This is a genomic window from Winogradskya consettensis (genome assembly GCF_018332715.1).
GTDB classification, from domain to species: domain Bacteria; phylum Actinomycetota; class Actinomycetes; order Mycobacteriales; family Micromonosporaceae; genus Actinoplanes; species Actinoplanes consettensis.
Window position 1 is genome coordinate 34,161 of record NZ_BOQP01000023.1, and the last position, 13,088, is coordinate 47,248.

A 13,088-nucleotide genomic window follows, 5' to 3' on the forward strand; every position below is an offset into this window, starting at 1 on the left:
GCGCTCAGTGGCAAGGTTCCTTTACCAACAGGTCATGCTTCGAGTCGTCCTGCTGAGCCTGACCCTGGCCGCCGCGCCGTACGACGCTGCCGCACCGCTCGACACCCCGGCCGCCGCGCCGTACGACCAGGTCACCAACGGCACTTTTGACACGGCGACCACGCCGTGGGTCGCGTACGGAGGCGCCTCCGGGAAGCTGCGCGCTGTCGACGGGCAGGCGTGCGTGGACACCGGGACCGGCACGATCAACCCGTGGGACTCCATGCTCGCGCTGCCGTTCCTTCGCATCCAGAACGGCGTCGGCTACACACTCACATTCTCGGCGCGGACGACCGTACCGATCCCGGTGTCCGTGGTGTTCCAGCAGAACTCGCCCGCGTACTCGACCGTGCTGGCGTCGAGCATCACCGTGCCGGGCACGCTGACGACGTACACGCTGACCGGGACCGGGAAGGGCGAGTTCCTCGACGGGCAGCTGGGGTTCCAGTTCGGCGGCCAGGCGCAGACGACGTTCTGCATCGACGACGTCAGCCTCACCGGTGGCGAGCCGCTCCCGCCGTACGTTCCGGACACCGGCCCCCGGATGCGGGTCAACCAGGTCGGTTATCTGCCGGGCGGCCCGAAGGGCGCGACCCTGGTCACCGACGCGACCGGTCCCCTGCCCTGGCGGCTCACCGACGCCGCCGGCCGCGTCGTCCGGACCGGCCGCACCACACCGCGCGGCGTCGACCCGACGTCTGGCCAGAACGTGCAGACCCTCGATTTCACCAGCTTTCATTCAGAAAGCGACGGCTATCGGATCAGCGCCGACGGCGCCACCAGCTATCCGTTCCCGATCCGCGCCGGCATCTACGACGAGCTGGCCCGCGACAGCAAAACGTTGTTCTACACGCAGCGCAGCGGGACACCGATCCTCGACTCGGTCACCCCCGGTTACGGCCGGGCCGCGGGCCACATCGGCGTCGCCCCCAACCAGGGCGACACGGCGGTGCCCTGCCTGCCCCCGGCGGCGTTCGCGGACAACTGGACCTGCCCGGCGGGCTACACCCGGGACGTGACGGGCGGCTGGTACGACGCCGCGGACCACGGCAAATACGTCGTCAACGGCGGGATCGCCGTCGCCCAGCTGCTGTCCGAGGCAGAGCACGGCAACACCGCCCCGAACCTGCTCGACGAGATCCGCTGGGAGCTCGACTTCCTGCTGAAGATGCAGGTCCCGGACGGGCAGCCCCTGGCCGGGATGGCGTACCACAAGATCACCGACACGAGCTGGACCGGGCTGCCCCTGGACCCGGCGGCCGACGCGAAACCCCGGGCCCTGCACCGCCCGTCCACCGCGGCGACCCTCAACCTCGCCGCTGCCGCCGCACAGGGCGCCCGGGTCTTCCGGAAGAGCGATCCCGCGTACGCCGCCCGCCTCCTCGATGCCGCCGAGATCGCCTACACCGCGGCACAGGCAAACCCCGCCCTCTACGCGCCGGCCGCGGACACCTCGGGCGGCGGCGCGTACGCGGACACCGACGTCACCGACGAGTTCTACTGGGCCGCCGCCGAGCTCTCGATCACCACCCGGCGGCCGCCCCCGCACCTGCGCCCCGGTGCTTTTGACCCCGACGGCTTCTACTGGGGCTCCGTGGCAGCGCTCGGCCGGCTCGACCTGGCGACCGAGGCCCACGACCCGCTAGCGAAGCTCTCCGTGATCGCCGCCGCCGAACGCCTCATCGCCCTGCAGCGCAAGCAGCCCTACGGCCAGCCCTACGCACCCGCGAGCGGCAAGTGGGCGTGGGGCTCGAACGGCAACATCCTCAACAACATCGTCGTGCTGGCCACCGCCGCGGAGCTCACCGGTGCCCGCCGCTACCACGACGCCGTGCTCACCGGCGCCGACTTCCTCTTCGGCCGCGACGCCCTGAACATCTCCTACGTCACCGGTTACGGCACCGTCTTCGCCAAGAACCAGCAGAGCCGCATGTACGCCCACCAGCTCGACCCCCGCCTGCCGAACCCGCCCGCCGGAACCCTCGCCGGGGGCCCGAACTCCGGGCTGCAGGATCCCCTCTCCGCCCGCCGGCTCGCCGGTTGCCTCCCGCAGTTCTGCTACCTCGACGACATCAACTCCTACGCCACCAACGAACTGACCATCAACTGGAACTCGGCCCTGTCCTGGGTCTCCTCATACCTGAAAGATTCCCCCGATGCGTAAATCGATCACCGTGTCGCTGGTAGCCGCCGTGGCAGCCGCCTGCGTCGCCGCCGTACCGCTGCTGTCGGCGGACGCGGCAACGGCATCCCCGCTCGCGCAGACCACCGGCGGCTTCGCCGATCCGAAGCTCCCCGCCATGAAGTGGGTGACAGCGCACCCCACGGACGGGCGTGCGGCCACGATCAGGGCGAACATCGCGACCCGGCCGATGGCCCACTGGTTCACCGGCACCAGTGACCCCGACATCGGCGCGGCCGTCGCGAAGTACACCGGCACCGCGAAGTCGGCCGGCAACAAGCTGCCCGTGCTCGTGGCCTACAACCTGCCCGGCCGCGATGCCTGCGGTGCCGAGTCCGCGGGCGGTGCTGCCACGGTGGCGGCGTACCAGTCGTGGATCTCGACGTTCGCGGCGGCGATCGGCAGCAGCCCGGCGATCGTCGTCATCGAGCCGGACTCGCTCGGCGACTTCGCATGCATGACGGCGGCGCAGATCGCCACCCGGACCACGCTGCTGAACTTCGCCACGCGGATGTTCGCCGAGAAGGCCCCGAACACGTGGGCCTACCTCGACGCGGGCAACGCGAACTGGGGTGCGCCCGCGACGATGGCCGCGCGGCTCAAGGCCTCCGGTGTGACGCGGGTACGCGGCTTCTCCGTCAACGTCTCCAACTTCGTGAACACCACCCGCTCCAAGGACTACGCCACGAAGATCAGGGCGGCGCTGGGCACCTCCGCCGGATATCTCGTCGACACCAGCCGCAACGGTGACGGCTACAACGGCGAGTGGTGCAACCCCGCCGGGCCACGGATCGGCACGCGGTCGACGGCGAACCCGGACGCGCTCGAACTCTGGATCAAGAACCCCGGAAACTCCGACGGCACCTGCGGCACAGCGCCGGCGACCCCGGCGGGCACGTTCGACCCGAACCTCGCGCAGCGCCTCATTACCGGCGCCTAAATATGTTAGTTTGTCGATGAATGCGGTCGAACCCAGCCGGTATCACCAGCCCGGCATCGGATCGCCAGGACGACGGCAGCGGCCGTTCTCCGAGGCGGGGCAGACCGTTGAGACCATGGAGAACCAACATGGCATTCCGCACGAGAAAGTTCGTCATCAGCGCCGTAGCGGTATCCGCCGCCCTGGCCGGAGGCGTCGCACTCGCCTCCTCATCGGACGCGGCGGTGACGACGACAGACAGGACGGCGGCGGCGGCGGTCACGCTGCCCCCGGTCAACGCCAAGTTCGACTACCAGATCGGCGCGGCGTACACCCCGCCCTCGGGGGTGACGGTGGTCAGCCGGGACCGCAAGGCGACTCCGGCAGCCGGGATCTACAACATCTGTTACGTCAACGCGTTCCAGGTGCAGCCCGACGAGGTCACCTGGTGGCAGCAGAACCATGACGACCTGCTGCTCAAGGATTCCAGCGGTGAGTACGTCGTGGACGGCGACTGGAACGAGATCCTGCTCGACACGTCCACCGCCGCCAAGCGGACCGCGCTGACCGGGGTCGTCGGCGGCTGGATCGACGGCTGTGCGACCGCCGGGTTCAAGGCCGTCGAGCCGGACAACATCGACTCGTACGACCGCTCCGAGGGCCTGCTGACCAAGGCCGGCGCCGTCTCCTACCTGCAGCTGCTCGCGACCCGGGCGCACGCCAGGAGCCTGGCGATCGGGCAGAAGAACACCACCGATCTGGGTACGGCGGGCAAGTCCGCCGGTCTCGACTTCGCCATCGCCGAGGAGTGCGGCCGCTACACCGAATGTGACGGCTACACCGACGTGTACGGCACCCACGTGATCGACATCGAATACACCAAGTCGGCCTTCACCAAGGCCTGCAGTGCGGTCGGGGCGACAATCTCGGTCGTACGCCGGGACGTGGCGGTCACCGCCCCCGGCAGCAGCACGTACGTGTACGACGCCTGCTGACGCTGTGGCCCGCCGGACCTTCCCGCCCCACCGCGGGCAGGCCCGGCGGGCCCGATCGGAGATCCGCCATGACGACTCCCCCGCGGCCCACCATCTACGACGTCGCGCGGGAGGCGAGCGTCGCCGCGTCGACCGTCTCGCGGGCCTACGCGCGTCCCGGCCGGGTCAACGCCGAGACCGCCCAGCGCATCTTCCGGGCCGCGGAGCTGATCGGTTACCGCCCGAGCCGCGCCGGCGACACCCAGCCCGCGGGCCGTGTCGCCCACAAGGCCGTCGGCCTGGTCATCGCGGACGTCACCAACCCGTTCTACGGCGACATCATCAAGGGCGCGTACCAGGCCGCCCGCGAGGCCGACTACCACCTGATCCTCACCCACACCAACGAGTCGCCCGAGGTCGAACGCTCCTCGATCGAACGCGAGCTGGGCCATGTGGACGGCCTCGTCATCGCCAGCTCGCGGATGACGGACTCCGCGCTGCGCATGGTGGCCAAGCAGAAGCCGGTCGTCCTGCTCAACCGGATCATCCCCGAGGCCAGCTGCGTCGTGACGGACATCCACCGCGGCGTACGCCTCGCCACGGAACACCTCGCCGCGCTGGGCCACCGCCGCATCCTCTACGTGGCAGGCCCCGAGACCAGCTGGTCCGACGGCATGCGCTGGCGGGCCCTGCAGGAGACGACGGCCGGCCTCGAGCTGGACGTCCGGCGCATTGGCCCGTACGAGCCGACGGTCCTCGCCGGGCTCAGCGCGGCCCGCCGGGTCACCCGCACCGGGGCGACGGCGCTGCTCGCGTACAACGATCCCCTGGCCATCGGTGTGATGAAAGGCCTCGGCAAACTGGGCCTGAGCGTCCCCGCCCAGATCAGCGTCGTCGGCTTCGACAACATCATGTTCGACGAACTCGTCGAACCGGCGCTGACCACGATCGCCTCACCGCTCTACCGGATGGGCTTCACCGGCGTGCAGAACTGCATCGCGATCGCCCAGGGCGCCCACACCAGCGGTGCCCCCCTCGTCCTCCCGGTCCGCCTCATCTCACGCCGGTCCACCGCCGCAACATCTGGCAACCACTTGCCACCGGCCGGGTCCCGCGGCGTGCAATGACGTGATGAACCCCTTCGAGCAGGACGAGGCCGGGCGGGCCGTCACCGACGTCGAACACCAGCTGGCCACGGTCCACCGGCTCGGCGTGGCATTCTCCGGCGGCGTCGACTCGTCGGTGCTGCTCGCCCTGGCGGCCCGCGCCCTCGGCCCCGGCCGCGTGCTGGCGATCCTCGGCGTCTCCCCCAGCCTCGCCGCCGACGAACGGGCCGCCGCCCACGCGGTCGCGCGGCACATCGGGGTCGCCGTCGCCGAGCTCCGGACCTACGAGGGTGACCGTCCCGCGTACCAGGCGAACGGGCCGGACCGCTGCTTCCACTGCAAGGACGAGCTGTTCACCCGGATCGGCGACGAGGTGGTGGTCGCGCACGGACTGGACGCGATCGCTTACGGCGAGAACACCGATGACGTACGCCGCAACGACCGGCCCGGTGCGCAGGCCGCGCTCGCCCATCGCGTGCTGACCCCGCTGGTGACCGCCGGGCTCGACAAGGCCGCCGTCCGCCGGATCGCGCGGGCGTTCGCGCTGCCCTGCGCCGACAAGCCCGCCGCGCCCTGCCTCGCCTCCCGGATCCCGCACTTCTCCATCGTCAGCCCGCTCAAACTCAGCCAGGTGGAGCGGGCCGAGGCCGCGCTGCGCCGGCTCGGCTTCCAGGACCTACGGGTACGCCACCACGGCGACATCGCCCGCCTCGAGCTACCCGCCGCCGATGTGGCACGGGCGGTCGCCGATCCGCTGCGCTCGCAGATCCACGCCGCGGTGACGGGTGCGGGGTTCCAATTCGTCACGCTCGACCTGGGTGGCATCCAGTCCGGCGCCTTCACCCACGCGGCGATCTCGGGCGCGGTCGCCGGTGAGTGAGCTGGGGGCGTACGCAAAGCTGGATTTTGATCGTGTGCAGCGGCGCGGCTATCCCGAAGCTGTCTACTGCGCGGGGAAGACGCCGGATCAGGTGGCGGGGATCGCCGAGGCTCTGCGGGACCGGGCTGACGCTGTCGCCCTGTTCACCCGGGCGGGGCCGGAGCATGCCGCGGCGGTCCTGCGGGTGCTGCCGGACGCTTTCCACGACTCGATGGCGGGAATGCTCGCCTGGCCGGCCGCCGAGCCGAAGCCGACCGGCGGGACGGTCATGGTCATCGCGGCGGGCACCTCCGACCTGCCGGTGGCGTGGGAGGCGACGCTGACCGCCCGGTATCTCGGCCGCACCACCGACCTCGTGGTGGATGTCGGCGTGGCGGGGCTGCACCGGGTGCTGTCGTACGTGGAACCCATGCGCCGGGCCCGGGTGGTCGTCGTTGTCGCGGGCATGGACGGCGCGCTGCCGGGGGTCGTGGCCGGGCTGATCGCCGCTCCCGTGGTCGCGGTGCCGACATCGGTGGGGTACGGCGCCGCGTTCGAGGGGCTCGCCCCACTGCTGACCATGCTCAACGCGTGCGCCCCGGGGGTCGCCGTGGTCAACATCGACAACGGCTACGGCGCGGGCCACCTCGCCGCCCAGATCGCCGCCCCGGTGCCGGCATGAGACGCGCGGCTTCGATCTGCAGCGGCGGTCTCAGGCGCGCGGATTGTGTCGCGGGGGCGGCATGAGCCGGCATGCCTGGATCGACGCGTCGGCGGGGGTAGCCGGGGACATGCTGCTCGGGGCGTTGCTCGACGCGGGTGCCCGGTTGAGCGTGGTGCAGGAGGCGGTTGCGGCGGTGGTCGGCGGGGCTGTACGCATCAGCGGGCGGGAGGTGCGCCGGGGTGGGTTGCGCGCTTGGAAAGCCGAGGTCGAGGTGGAGGACACCGATCCGGCCCGGCGCACCTGGCGGGAGATCCGCACCCTGGTGACCGGGACGGCACACGCGGTGTTCGAGCGGCTGGCCGAGGCGGAGGCGCACGTGCACGGGGTGGGCGTAGACGAGGTGCACTTCCATGAGGTGGGGGCGCTGGACGCGATCGCCGATGTGGTCGGGTGCTGTGCGGCGCTGGAGGACCTGGGAATCACGAGCGTGTCGGCCGGGGCGGTGGCGGTCGGGTCGGGCTCTGTGCGTACCCGTCATGGGGTGTTGCCTGTTCCCGCGCCCGCGGTCGCCGAACTGGCCAAGGGGTGGCAGGTCCTGGCCGGTGGTGATGGAGAGCTTGCGACGCCGACCGGGATGGCGCTGCTACGGACCTGGGCCGGCACGTGCGAACCCTTGCCGCCGCTGACGCTGGATGGTGTCGGGATCGGCGCGGGCGGCCGGGATCCTGCCGGGCGGGCCAACGTCGTCCGCGTCCTGATCGGCACCCGCTCGTCATCGATCGCCGAACCGGCGGTGCTGCTCGAAGCCAACGTCGACGACCTCGACCCACGGTTGTGGCCCGGCATCCTCTCCAGCCTGCTCGACCTCGGCGCCTCGGACGCCTGGCTGGTCCCGATCCTGATGAAGAAGGGCCGCCCGGCACACACCCTCAGCGTCCTCTGCCCACCTGAGCTCGCCGAGCCCCTGACCGACCGCATCTTCCACGACACGACCACCCTCGGCGTGCGGCGCAGCCCGCGCGACAAGACCGCACTGGAGCGCGCGTTCGTGCCGGTCAAGGTCGGCACCGGCCACGTCGCCGTGAAGACAGGCCATCGGGACGGCGTGCTGGTGCAGGTCATGCCCGAATTCGAGGACGTCGCCACCCTCGCCCGCTCCCAGGGCCGCCCCGAACGCCTCGTCCTGCAGGAGGCCGTCGCGGCAGCAGCCGAAGCGGGCCTGGTGGTGGGCGCGCCACTGCGTTATCTCCCACATTGAGGGGGTTGATCGGTGGTGTGACACGATGCGGCCATGCACCGCGAAGCACTCGGCCAATTTCTGCGGTCGCGGCGGGAGCGCACCGACCCCGCCGAGCTGGGCCTGCCGCTCAGGAACCGGCGGACACCGGGGCTGCGCCGGTCGGAAGTCGCCGAGCTCGCGAACATCTCCGAGATCCACTACACCCAGATCGAGCAGGCCCGGGGTTCCCAGCCCTCACCCGACGTGCTGGGCGCGGTTGCCCGGGTGCTGCGGTTCACCACGGGCGAGACGCAGCATCTCTTCGACCTCGCCGAGCAGGCACCGCCGCGGCCCGCCGAGCCGGCCATGGAGCTCAGCGGGCGTACGCGTCAGCTGATCGAGAGCTTGCCCGTTCCCGTGCTGGTGTGCAGCGCCCGCCTCGACGTCATCGGCCAGAACCGGGCGTCCGTCGAGCTTCTCGAGGACTTCGCCGCCGGCCGGGCGGCCGACCGCAACCTGGCCCGGCGGCACTTCCTGCCGCCGGACCACGACGACGTCTGGGGCTCACCGGGACTGAACGCCCTGTCGCGGTTCGCTGCGGCCCGGCTGCGCAGCGCCCGAGCCCGCTACCCAGACGACCTCACCACCCGGGACCTCGTCGATGAACTGCGCGACCGCAGTGAACGGTTCGAGCAGATGTGGCAGGAGGCCCCGGTCGGTTTCCTGCGGGACACCGCAGTCGAGGTGACCGAGGTGCGGATCGGGCAGGCCACGCTCACCTGCGAGGTGACGGACATCCCCGAACGCGACCAGTACCTGGTCTTCCTCCCCGCCGCCCCCGATGCGCCGGCCGGGCGGGATCCGGATCAGCTCGTCGGGTGAACGATGAGCTCACGGATGTGCACGTTGCGCCCGCGCGCGACGGCGTCGGCGATGGCGTCAGCGATGTCCTCGGCTGCCAGCGGGTTCATTCCGGCCTTGCGGGCGGCGAGCATCTCTCGCCACTCGTCGTGCAAGATCTTCGAGCCGAGTTCGCTGTCGGTCACGCCGGGCTCGACGTTGGTGACCCGCAGGCCCTGCCCGGCGAACTCCGCGCGCAGACTGGCGGCCAGGGCACTGACACCCGCCTTCGTCACCGAGTAGACGCCGAACCCCGGGGAGAACTGGCGCGCGCCCAGCGACGACACGATCACCAGGTCCGCGGTGCGGCCGGCGGCGGCGTTCTCCAGCAGGCCGGGCAGGAACGCGCGTACGGTGTCGAGCACCCCCATCACGTTCAGCGACAGCATCTGCTGCCACTCGTCCCGGCGCCCCTCGGCGAACGGCGCGATCAGCATGACACCGGCGTTCGCGACGACGAGATCCACCGGCCCGAACGTCGACGTCACGGTCCGCGCGGCGGCATCCAGCTCCCCCGGATCGGTGACGTCAACGGTCAGGGCCAGCGCGGCATCCCCGATGGTCGCGGCCAGCGCCTCGATCCGGTCGGTCCGGCGGGCCAGCAACGCGACGCGGGCCCCGTCAGCGGCCAGGCGCACCGCCGTGGCGGCACCGATCCCCGAGGAGGCCCCGGTGACAACAGCAACCCGGCCGTCCAGCGGCTTCAATGAATTCATGACCTCACGTACCTTTCTCCGGCAAACCGTCGAGAACCAGTGAATACGGCTCGACGCCGGGCAGGCAGATACAGCCTGTATGCCCCTCAGCGCGCGACCACCAGCTCGGTGCCGGGATCGTGGGCGAGCTGCGCGGGGCCGGCGACGATCAGGGTCGCGTGGGCCCAGGGTTGTTCCCGGAGCAGGAACGGCAGCTCGTCCTTCAACCAGTTCGCCACATGCTCCCGCTGCTCGGGAGAGTCACCGTCGCGCGCGACCAGCAGGCGTTCCTGCTCGTCGAGGTCACCCTGGATCCACACCGAGGCGTCCAGCCAGGAGGCGAGCTCCTCGCGGATGACGCCGGTGCCCTCGACCCAGACGATGCCGGTGCCGGCGGGGACGACGATCGAGCCGAGTCGACTGTGGGCGCTCCAGGCCGCCGGGCGGAAGTCCACGGCCTCACCCCGGTGCAGGGGTCGCAGGATGTGCTCCGCGAGCAGCCCACCCCAGTCGAAGTACGCCTGATTCCAAGCAACATCATCGGTGTGTACGACAGCCGAGCCCGGCACCACCTGCCGCAGCCGCTCGGCCAGGGTCGTCTTGCCCGCGCCGCCCCGCCCGTCGATCGCGATCACCCGCGGCCGTCCGGTCACGCCCGGTGACGCGTCACGGAGCCGCTGGACGACCTCGGCCACCGGCACCACCCGCCAGTCGACGACCTCAGGCTCACCGGGATGGAGTCTCATAACGCAGACCCTAAAGCGGTCGGTAGCGGCGCCGCTACCGGAGCAGCGGCGGGCCATCAGATGTTGCCCCGGGAGCCTGGATGCCGCAACTTTTCGCGGCGGCGGCCGTCAAGCGCAGGCCAGACATGTCTGAGCACAACACACATACCCTGCCGCAGGTCACTCTTCGTCACGACGGATCGGGCCGTAGGAGTAGGAGTTGAAGACCGCCACCGAACGCGCATTCGTCCGCCGGGAGCAGCTCACCACGCGGTGAACCGTCGGGGAATCCGACACCAGGCGCAGGTCCTGATAGTCGGCCTGGTAGTAGCCACCCGCGCCCTGCACGGTGTCGCCCACCTTGAGCGTGGCGCCGTCCGGCAGCGTGATCTCGTCGCCCGTCGCGTGCGTGCCATGAGGCCAGATGACAACGTCCCCAGCGAGCAGGAAACACCCGTCGACGAGCTGCACCGCGCCCCTGACCAGAGCCTGCAGGCCCTCGTGGCCGCCGGTGATCCCGAGGCCGTCGTCGAGACGGGTCAACGCCTCGGCCGGGGGCGCAGAAGTCACCTCGGCGGGAGCAGACACGCTGACCGGCTCATCCTGCCGGGACGCCACCACCCCGGCACCGCCCGCGATCACGCAAACTGCGACGACGCCACCGACACGATAAAGGTGTGACATGACGGAATTGTCGCAGACCTTGGCCGGTCGACGAGGGTGCTGTGGCCGCATCGCTGAACTCAGCTTCGAAGCTGCCCAGCTGGAGTGTCTCGCCAGGCGCGCGGATCGCGGCCATGAACGTGCACGTCTGGCGAGTAGCTTGTGCGAATGCATCGTGATCCGTTGGAAGACATGCCTGCCGAATCCCGCAAAGAGCTGACAGCAGCCGTGTGCGCCGCCATCGACGTCGATACGGCCACCGCGGAGGACATCATTCGATCGACCGAGCCGTTCTGGGACGCAATGGAACGAGCCGGTGGCCTCGTGGACGCATGGGGCGGCGGCGAGTTCTGTCACGTCCTACCACGGGTCTTGTCGTTCATCCAGACAACTGCCAACCCTTAGCATGCCGTGCGACAGCCGGCGCCCTTACCTCAGTGAGTCGTAGACCGACCGAAAGCAATCGGATGTGCAATCCCCAGAGCAACAGATGCATCAGGTCACAGGAGCGGAGAGGCTCCCGCTACCTTTCCGCTCGTTACCAACACTCGAGGTGACGATGCGACCTGCGCGGCGGCGCCGCACGAGCGGGAGGGGCTGCTCGAGTGGTACAACAAGTCGGTACAGCATCCGAGCCCCCGCCCCAAAAGGCGATTCGCACGCAATCCTGAATCGGCCGGGTCGTCGGCCCTGACTAACCCCGCGGCGACGCCGTGACTCGATGCACTCAATTCGACATGTCCGCGCCCGCTGCTCCGTGGACGCAGCGTAACAGTCAGCCGGGTGCGCCGAGCGCGGTCGGCGGCAGATGAGGATGCCGGTAACGCGTTGGCTGGCTCATACGGTTTGCTGCTGGCTACGGTTCGGAGATGACCGTGTGGTGGCGTCGTTTCCTCGTTCTGGCAACACCTTTCTGCGGATCGTTCTTCATCGGCTGTATGGCGTCAGAACCTCGACTGTCTATGACGTCGACGGTGTTGCTGAGCGTCTCGGAAAAGATCTGATCGGGTTCACTGATCGTCCGGGAAGCCTTCCCGAGATGCGTGCCGCAGACGAGCCGCACTTCGTCAAGACCCACCGGCAGCGAGATGTCGAGGTCGACGAGGAAGATCGTGCGAGATGCCTGGTGCGAGACGGCCGTGACGCCCTGGTCTCGTGGGCTCGCCAAGCGAGCGAGGAAGACCCGAACACCTATGAGGACGAACTACGGTCAAAGATCCTGCGAGTGAGTGCGGGCGGGACCGGCAGTTGGGGAACCAGCGTTCTCAGCTGGGTGCGGCCGTCGGTGCCGCACCGTGTCGTCCTGCGGTACGAGGACCTGATCCGTGACCCGCATGCGACGGTAGCTCCGATCATCGCCACGGTGGCCCCCGTGCTTGGTCTGCGGGCGGAGGCTGCTGTTCCGTCTCTGGACGAGCTACGAGGGCACGACGACCTGTTCTTCCGCCGAGGTCGTACCGGCAGCTATCGGGACGAAATGCGCACCGAGTTGCACCAGCTCTTCTGGTCGCGGATCGACAACCAGGCGGCGATGGCCCTACTCGGGTACCCCAGGCCCCACGATGACCAAGTCCCGCAATCCTGACGGTGCACGCGGATCGCGGCTTGAGAACGTGTCGCCGGAATAGTGGTTGAAGATCGGCTTGTTGCTCGGTCGCGGCAGGGTTGCTGCCGTTGCTGATGCGAAGTGCGGCATGGGCGGGCCTCGTGAAGAAAGACGCGCAGGATCTCCTTCGTTACGCAGGAATGCCTGCCTGTGTCCGGCTCGTACGCGTAGAGCCACCACGTCGCCCATGTCGCGTCCATTCCCGCCGGACTCGCCACCGGTCGTGGACTTTGGGTTAGTGACTTCAAGGGCGCGCGTTGATTGTCGTGTCGAGCCCCGGGTGTGACGCAGAGTCCGGTGTTCGTGGGTTAGTAGGCGGCGGCGTACTTTACCAGCCAGCGGTTGGTGAACCGGCCCCAGTCGAACAGGTCACCGGCGGCACGTCTGCGGTCACGTTCATGGTCAGCGGCGGCTTGTGCCCGGTGGGTGTTCGCCTCACGGAACAGTGCTCGTGCGGCCTCGATCCAGATCAGTTTGCCGTCCGGTGTCCGGGCTTCGGGGGAGTTGCGTCGTAGTCGGGTGGTGTGGCCGAGAGCT

Annotated in this window: 14 protein-coding genes; 10 read left to right on the plus strand and 4 right to left on the minus strand. The window is 69.7% G+C overall.

From position 1 onward, the window contains the following. The first annotated feature begins 34 nt into the window (after window positions 1-34). The 8 genes from Aco04nite_RS22420 (at window position 35) to Aco04nite_RS22455 (ending at window position 8,844) form a co-directional block, all read left to right on the plus strand. Window positions 35-2,203 carry a glycoside hydrolase family 9 protein gene (locus Aco04nite_RS22420; protein ID WP_212999211.1) on the plus strand — a complete coding sequence of 723 codons (2,169 nt, stop codon included), beginning with the start codon at window positions 35-37 and terminating at the stop codon, window positions 2,201-2,203. Further along, complete coding sequence (locus tag Aco04nite_RS22425) at window positions 2,196-3,161, plus strand: glycoside hydrolase family 6 protein (RefSeq protein WP_212999212.1); 966 nt, start codon at window positions 2,196-2,198, stop codon at window positions 3,159-3,161. The genes Aco04nite_RS22420 and Aco04nite_RS22425 overlap by 8 nt, the downstream gene beginning before the upstream one ends. Before the next feature lie 128 nt (window positions 3,162-3,289). After that, the gene (locus tag Aco04nite_RS22430) at window positions 3,290-4,135 is read left to right on the plus strand and encodes an endo alpha-1,4 polygalactosaminidase (RefSeq protein ID WP_212999213.1); all 846 of its coding nucleotides are present in this window, start codon (window positions 3,290-3,292) and stop codon (window positions 4,133-4,135) included. Between the two features lie 68 nt (window positions 4,136-4,203). Next, the gene (locus tag Aco04nite_RS22435; RefSeq protein ID WP_212999214.1) at window positions 4,204-5,241 is read left to right on the plus strand and encodes a LacI family DNA-binding transcriptional regulator; all 1,038 of its coding nucleotides are present in this window, start codon (window positions 4,204-4,206) and stop codon (window positions 5,239-5,241) included. A gap of 4 nt (window positions 5,242-5,245) precedes the next feature. After that, window positions 5,246-6,100, plus strand: coding sequence for an ATP-dependent sacrificial sulfur transferase LarE (larE, locus tag Aco04nite_RS22440; RefSeq protein ID WP_212999215.1), 855 nt, complete (start codon window positions 5,246-5,248; stop codon window positions 6,098-6,100). Then, entirely contained in the window at window positions 6,093-6,761 is a 669-nt protein-coding gene (gene larB / locus Aco04nite_RS22445) for a nickel pincer cofactor biosynthesis protein LarB (RefSeq protein ID WP_212999216.1), read from the plus strand. Before larE ends, larB begins: the two co-directional genes overlap by 8 nt. Before the next feature lie 61 nt (window positions 6,762-6,822). Then, window positions 6,823-8,001: a nickel pincer cofactor biosynthesis protein LarC gene (gene larC, locus Aco04nite_RS22450; protein WP_212999217.1), complete on the plus strand. Its 1,179-nt coding sequence runs from the start codon at window positions 6,823-6,825 to the stop codon at window positions 7,999-8,001. A 33-nt stretch (window positions 8,002-8,034) separates the two neighbouring features. Next, on the plus strand, window positions 8,035-8,844 hold the full coding sequence (locus Aco04nite_RS22455) for a helix-turn-helix domain-containing protein (RefSeq protein WP_212999218.1): 810 nt from the start codon (window positions 8,035-8,037) through the stop codon (window positions 8,842-8,844). Here Aco04nite_RS22455 and Aco04nite_RS22460 read toward each other — a convergent pair. The 3 genes from Aco04nite_RS22460 to Aco04nite_RS22470 all read right to left on the minus strand — a co-directional run bounded on the left by Aco04nite_RS22460 (window position 8,829) and on the right by Aco04nite_RS22470 (window position 10,966). After that, window positions 8,829-9,578, minus strand: coding sequence for an SDR family oxidoreductase (locus Aco04nite_RS22460; RefSeq protein ID WP_212999219.1), 750 nt, complete (start codon window positions 9,576-9,578; stop codon window positions 8,829-8,831). The genes Aco04nite_RS22455 and Aco04nite_RS22460 overlap by 16 nt on opposite strands. A gap of 86 nt (window positions 9,579-9,664) precedes the next feature. Then, the gene (locus Aco04nite_RS22465) at window positions 9,665-10,303 is read right to left on the minus strand and encodes a uridine kinase family protein (RefSeq protein WP_244876200.1); all 639 of its coding nucleotides are present in this window, start codon (window positions 10,301-10,303) and stop codon (window positions 9,665-9,667) included. Between the two features lie 159 nt (window positions 10,304-10,462). Then, complete coding sequence (locus Aco04nite_RS22470; protein WP_212999220.1) at window positions 10,463-10,966, minus strand: hypothetical protein; 504 nt, start codon at window positions 10,964-10,966, stop codon at window positions 10,463-10,465. Window positions 10,967-11,113: 147 nt separating this feature from the next. Here Aco04nite_RS22470 and Aco04nite_RS22475 point away from each other — a divergent pair, with 147 nt between their 5' ends. Both Aco04nite_RS22475 and Aco04nite_RS22480 read left to right on the plus strand, forming a co-directional pair. After that, complete coding sequence (locus tag Aco04nite_RS22475; protein WP_212999221.1) at window positions 11,114-11,350, plus strand: hypothetical protein; 237 nt, start codon at window positions 11,114-11,116, stop codon at window positions 11,348-11,350. A 472-nt stretch (window positions 11,351-11,822) separates the two neighbouring features. Continuing rightward, window positions 11,823-12,530 (plus strand): sulfotransferase domain-containing protein, encoded by a 708-nt coding sequence (locus Aco04nite_RS22480; RefSeq protein ID WP_244876201.1) that lies wholly within the window; start codon window positions 11,823-11,825, stop codon window positions 12,528-12,530. A gap of 329 nt (window positions 12,531-12,859) precedes the next feature. Here Aco04nite_RS22480 and Aco04nite_RS22485 read toward each other — a convergent pair. After that, window positions 12,860-13,088 (minus strand): hypothetical protein (locus Aco04nite_RS22485; protein ID WP_212999223.1); only part of this gene is annotated, 229 nt, incomplete at its 5' end.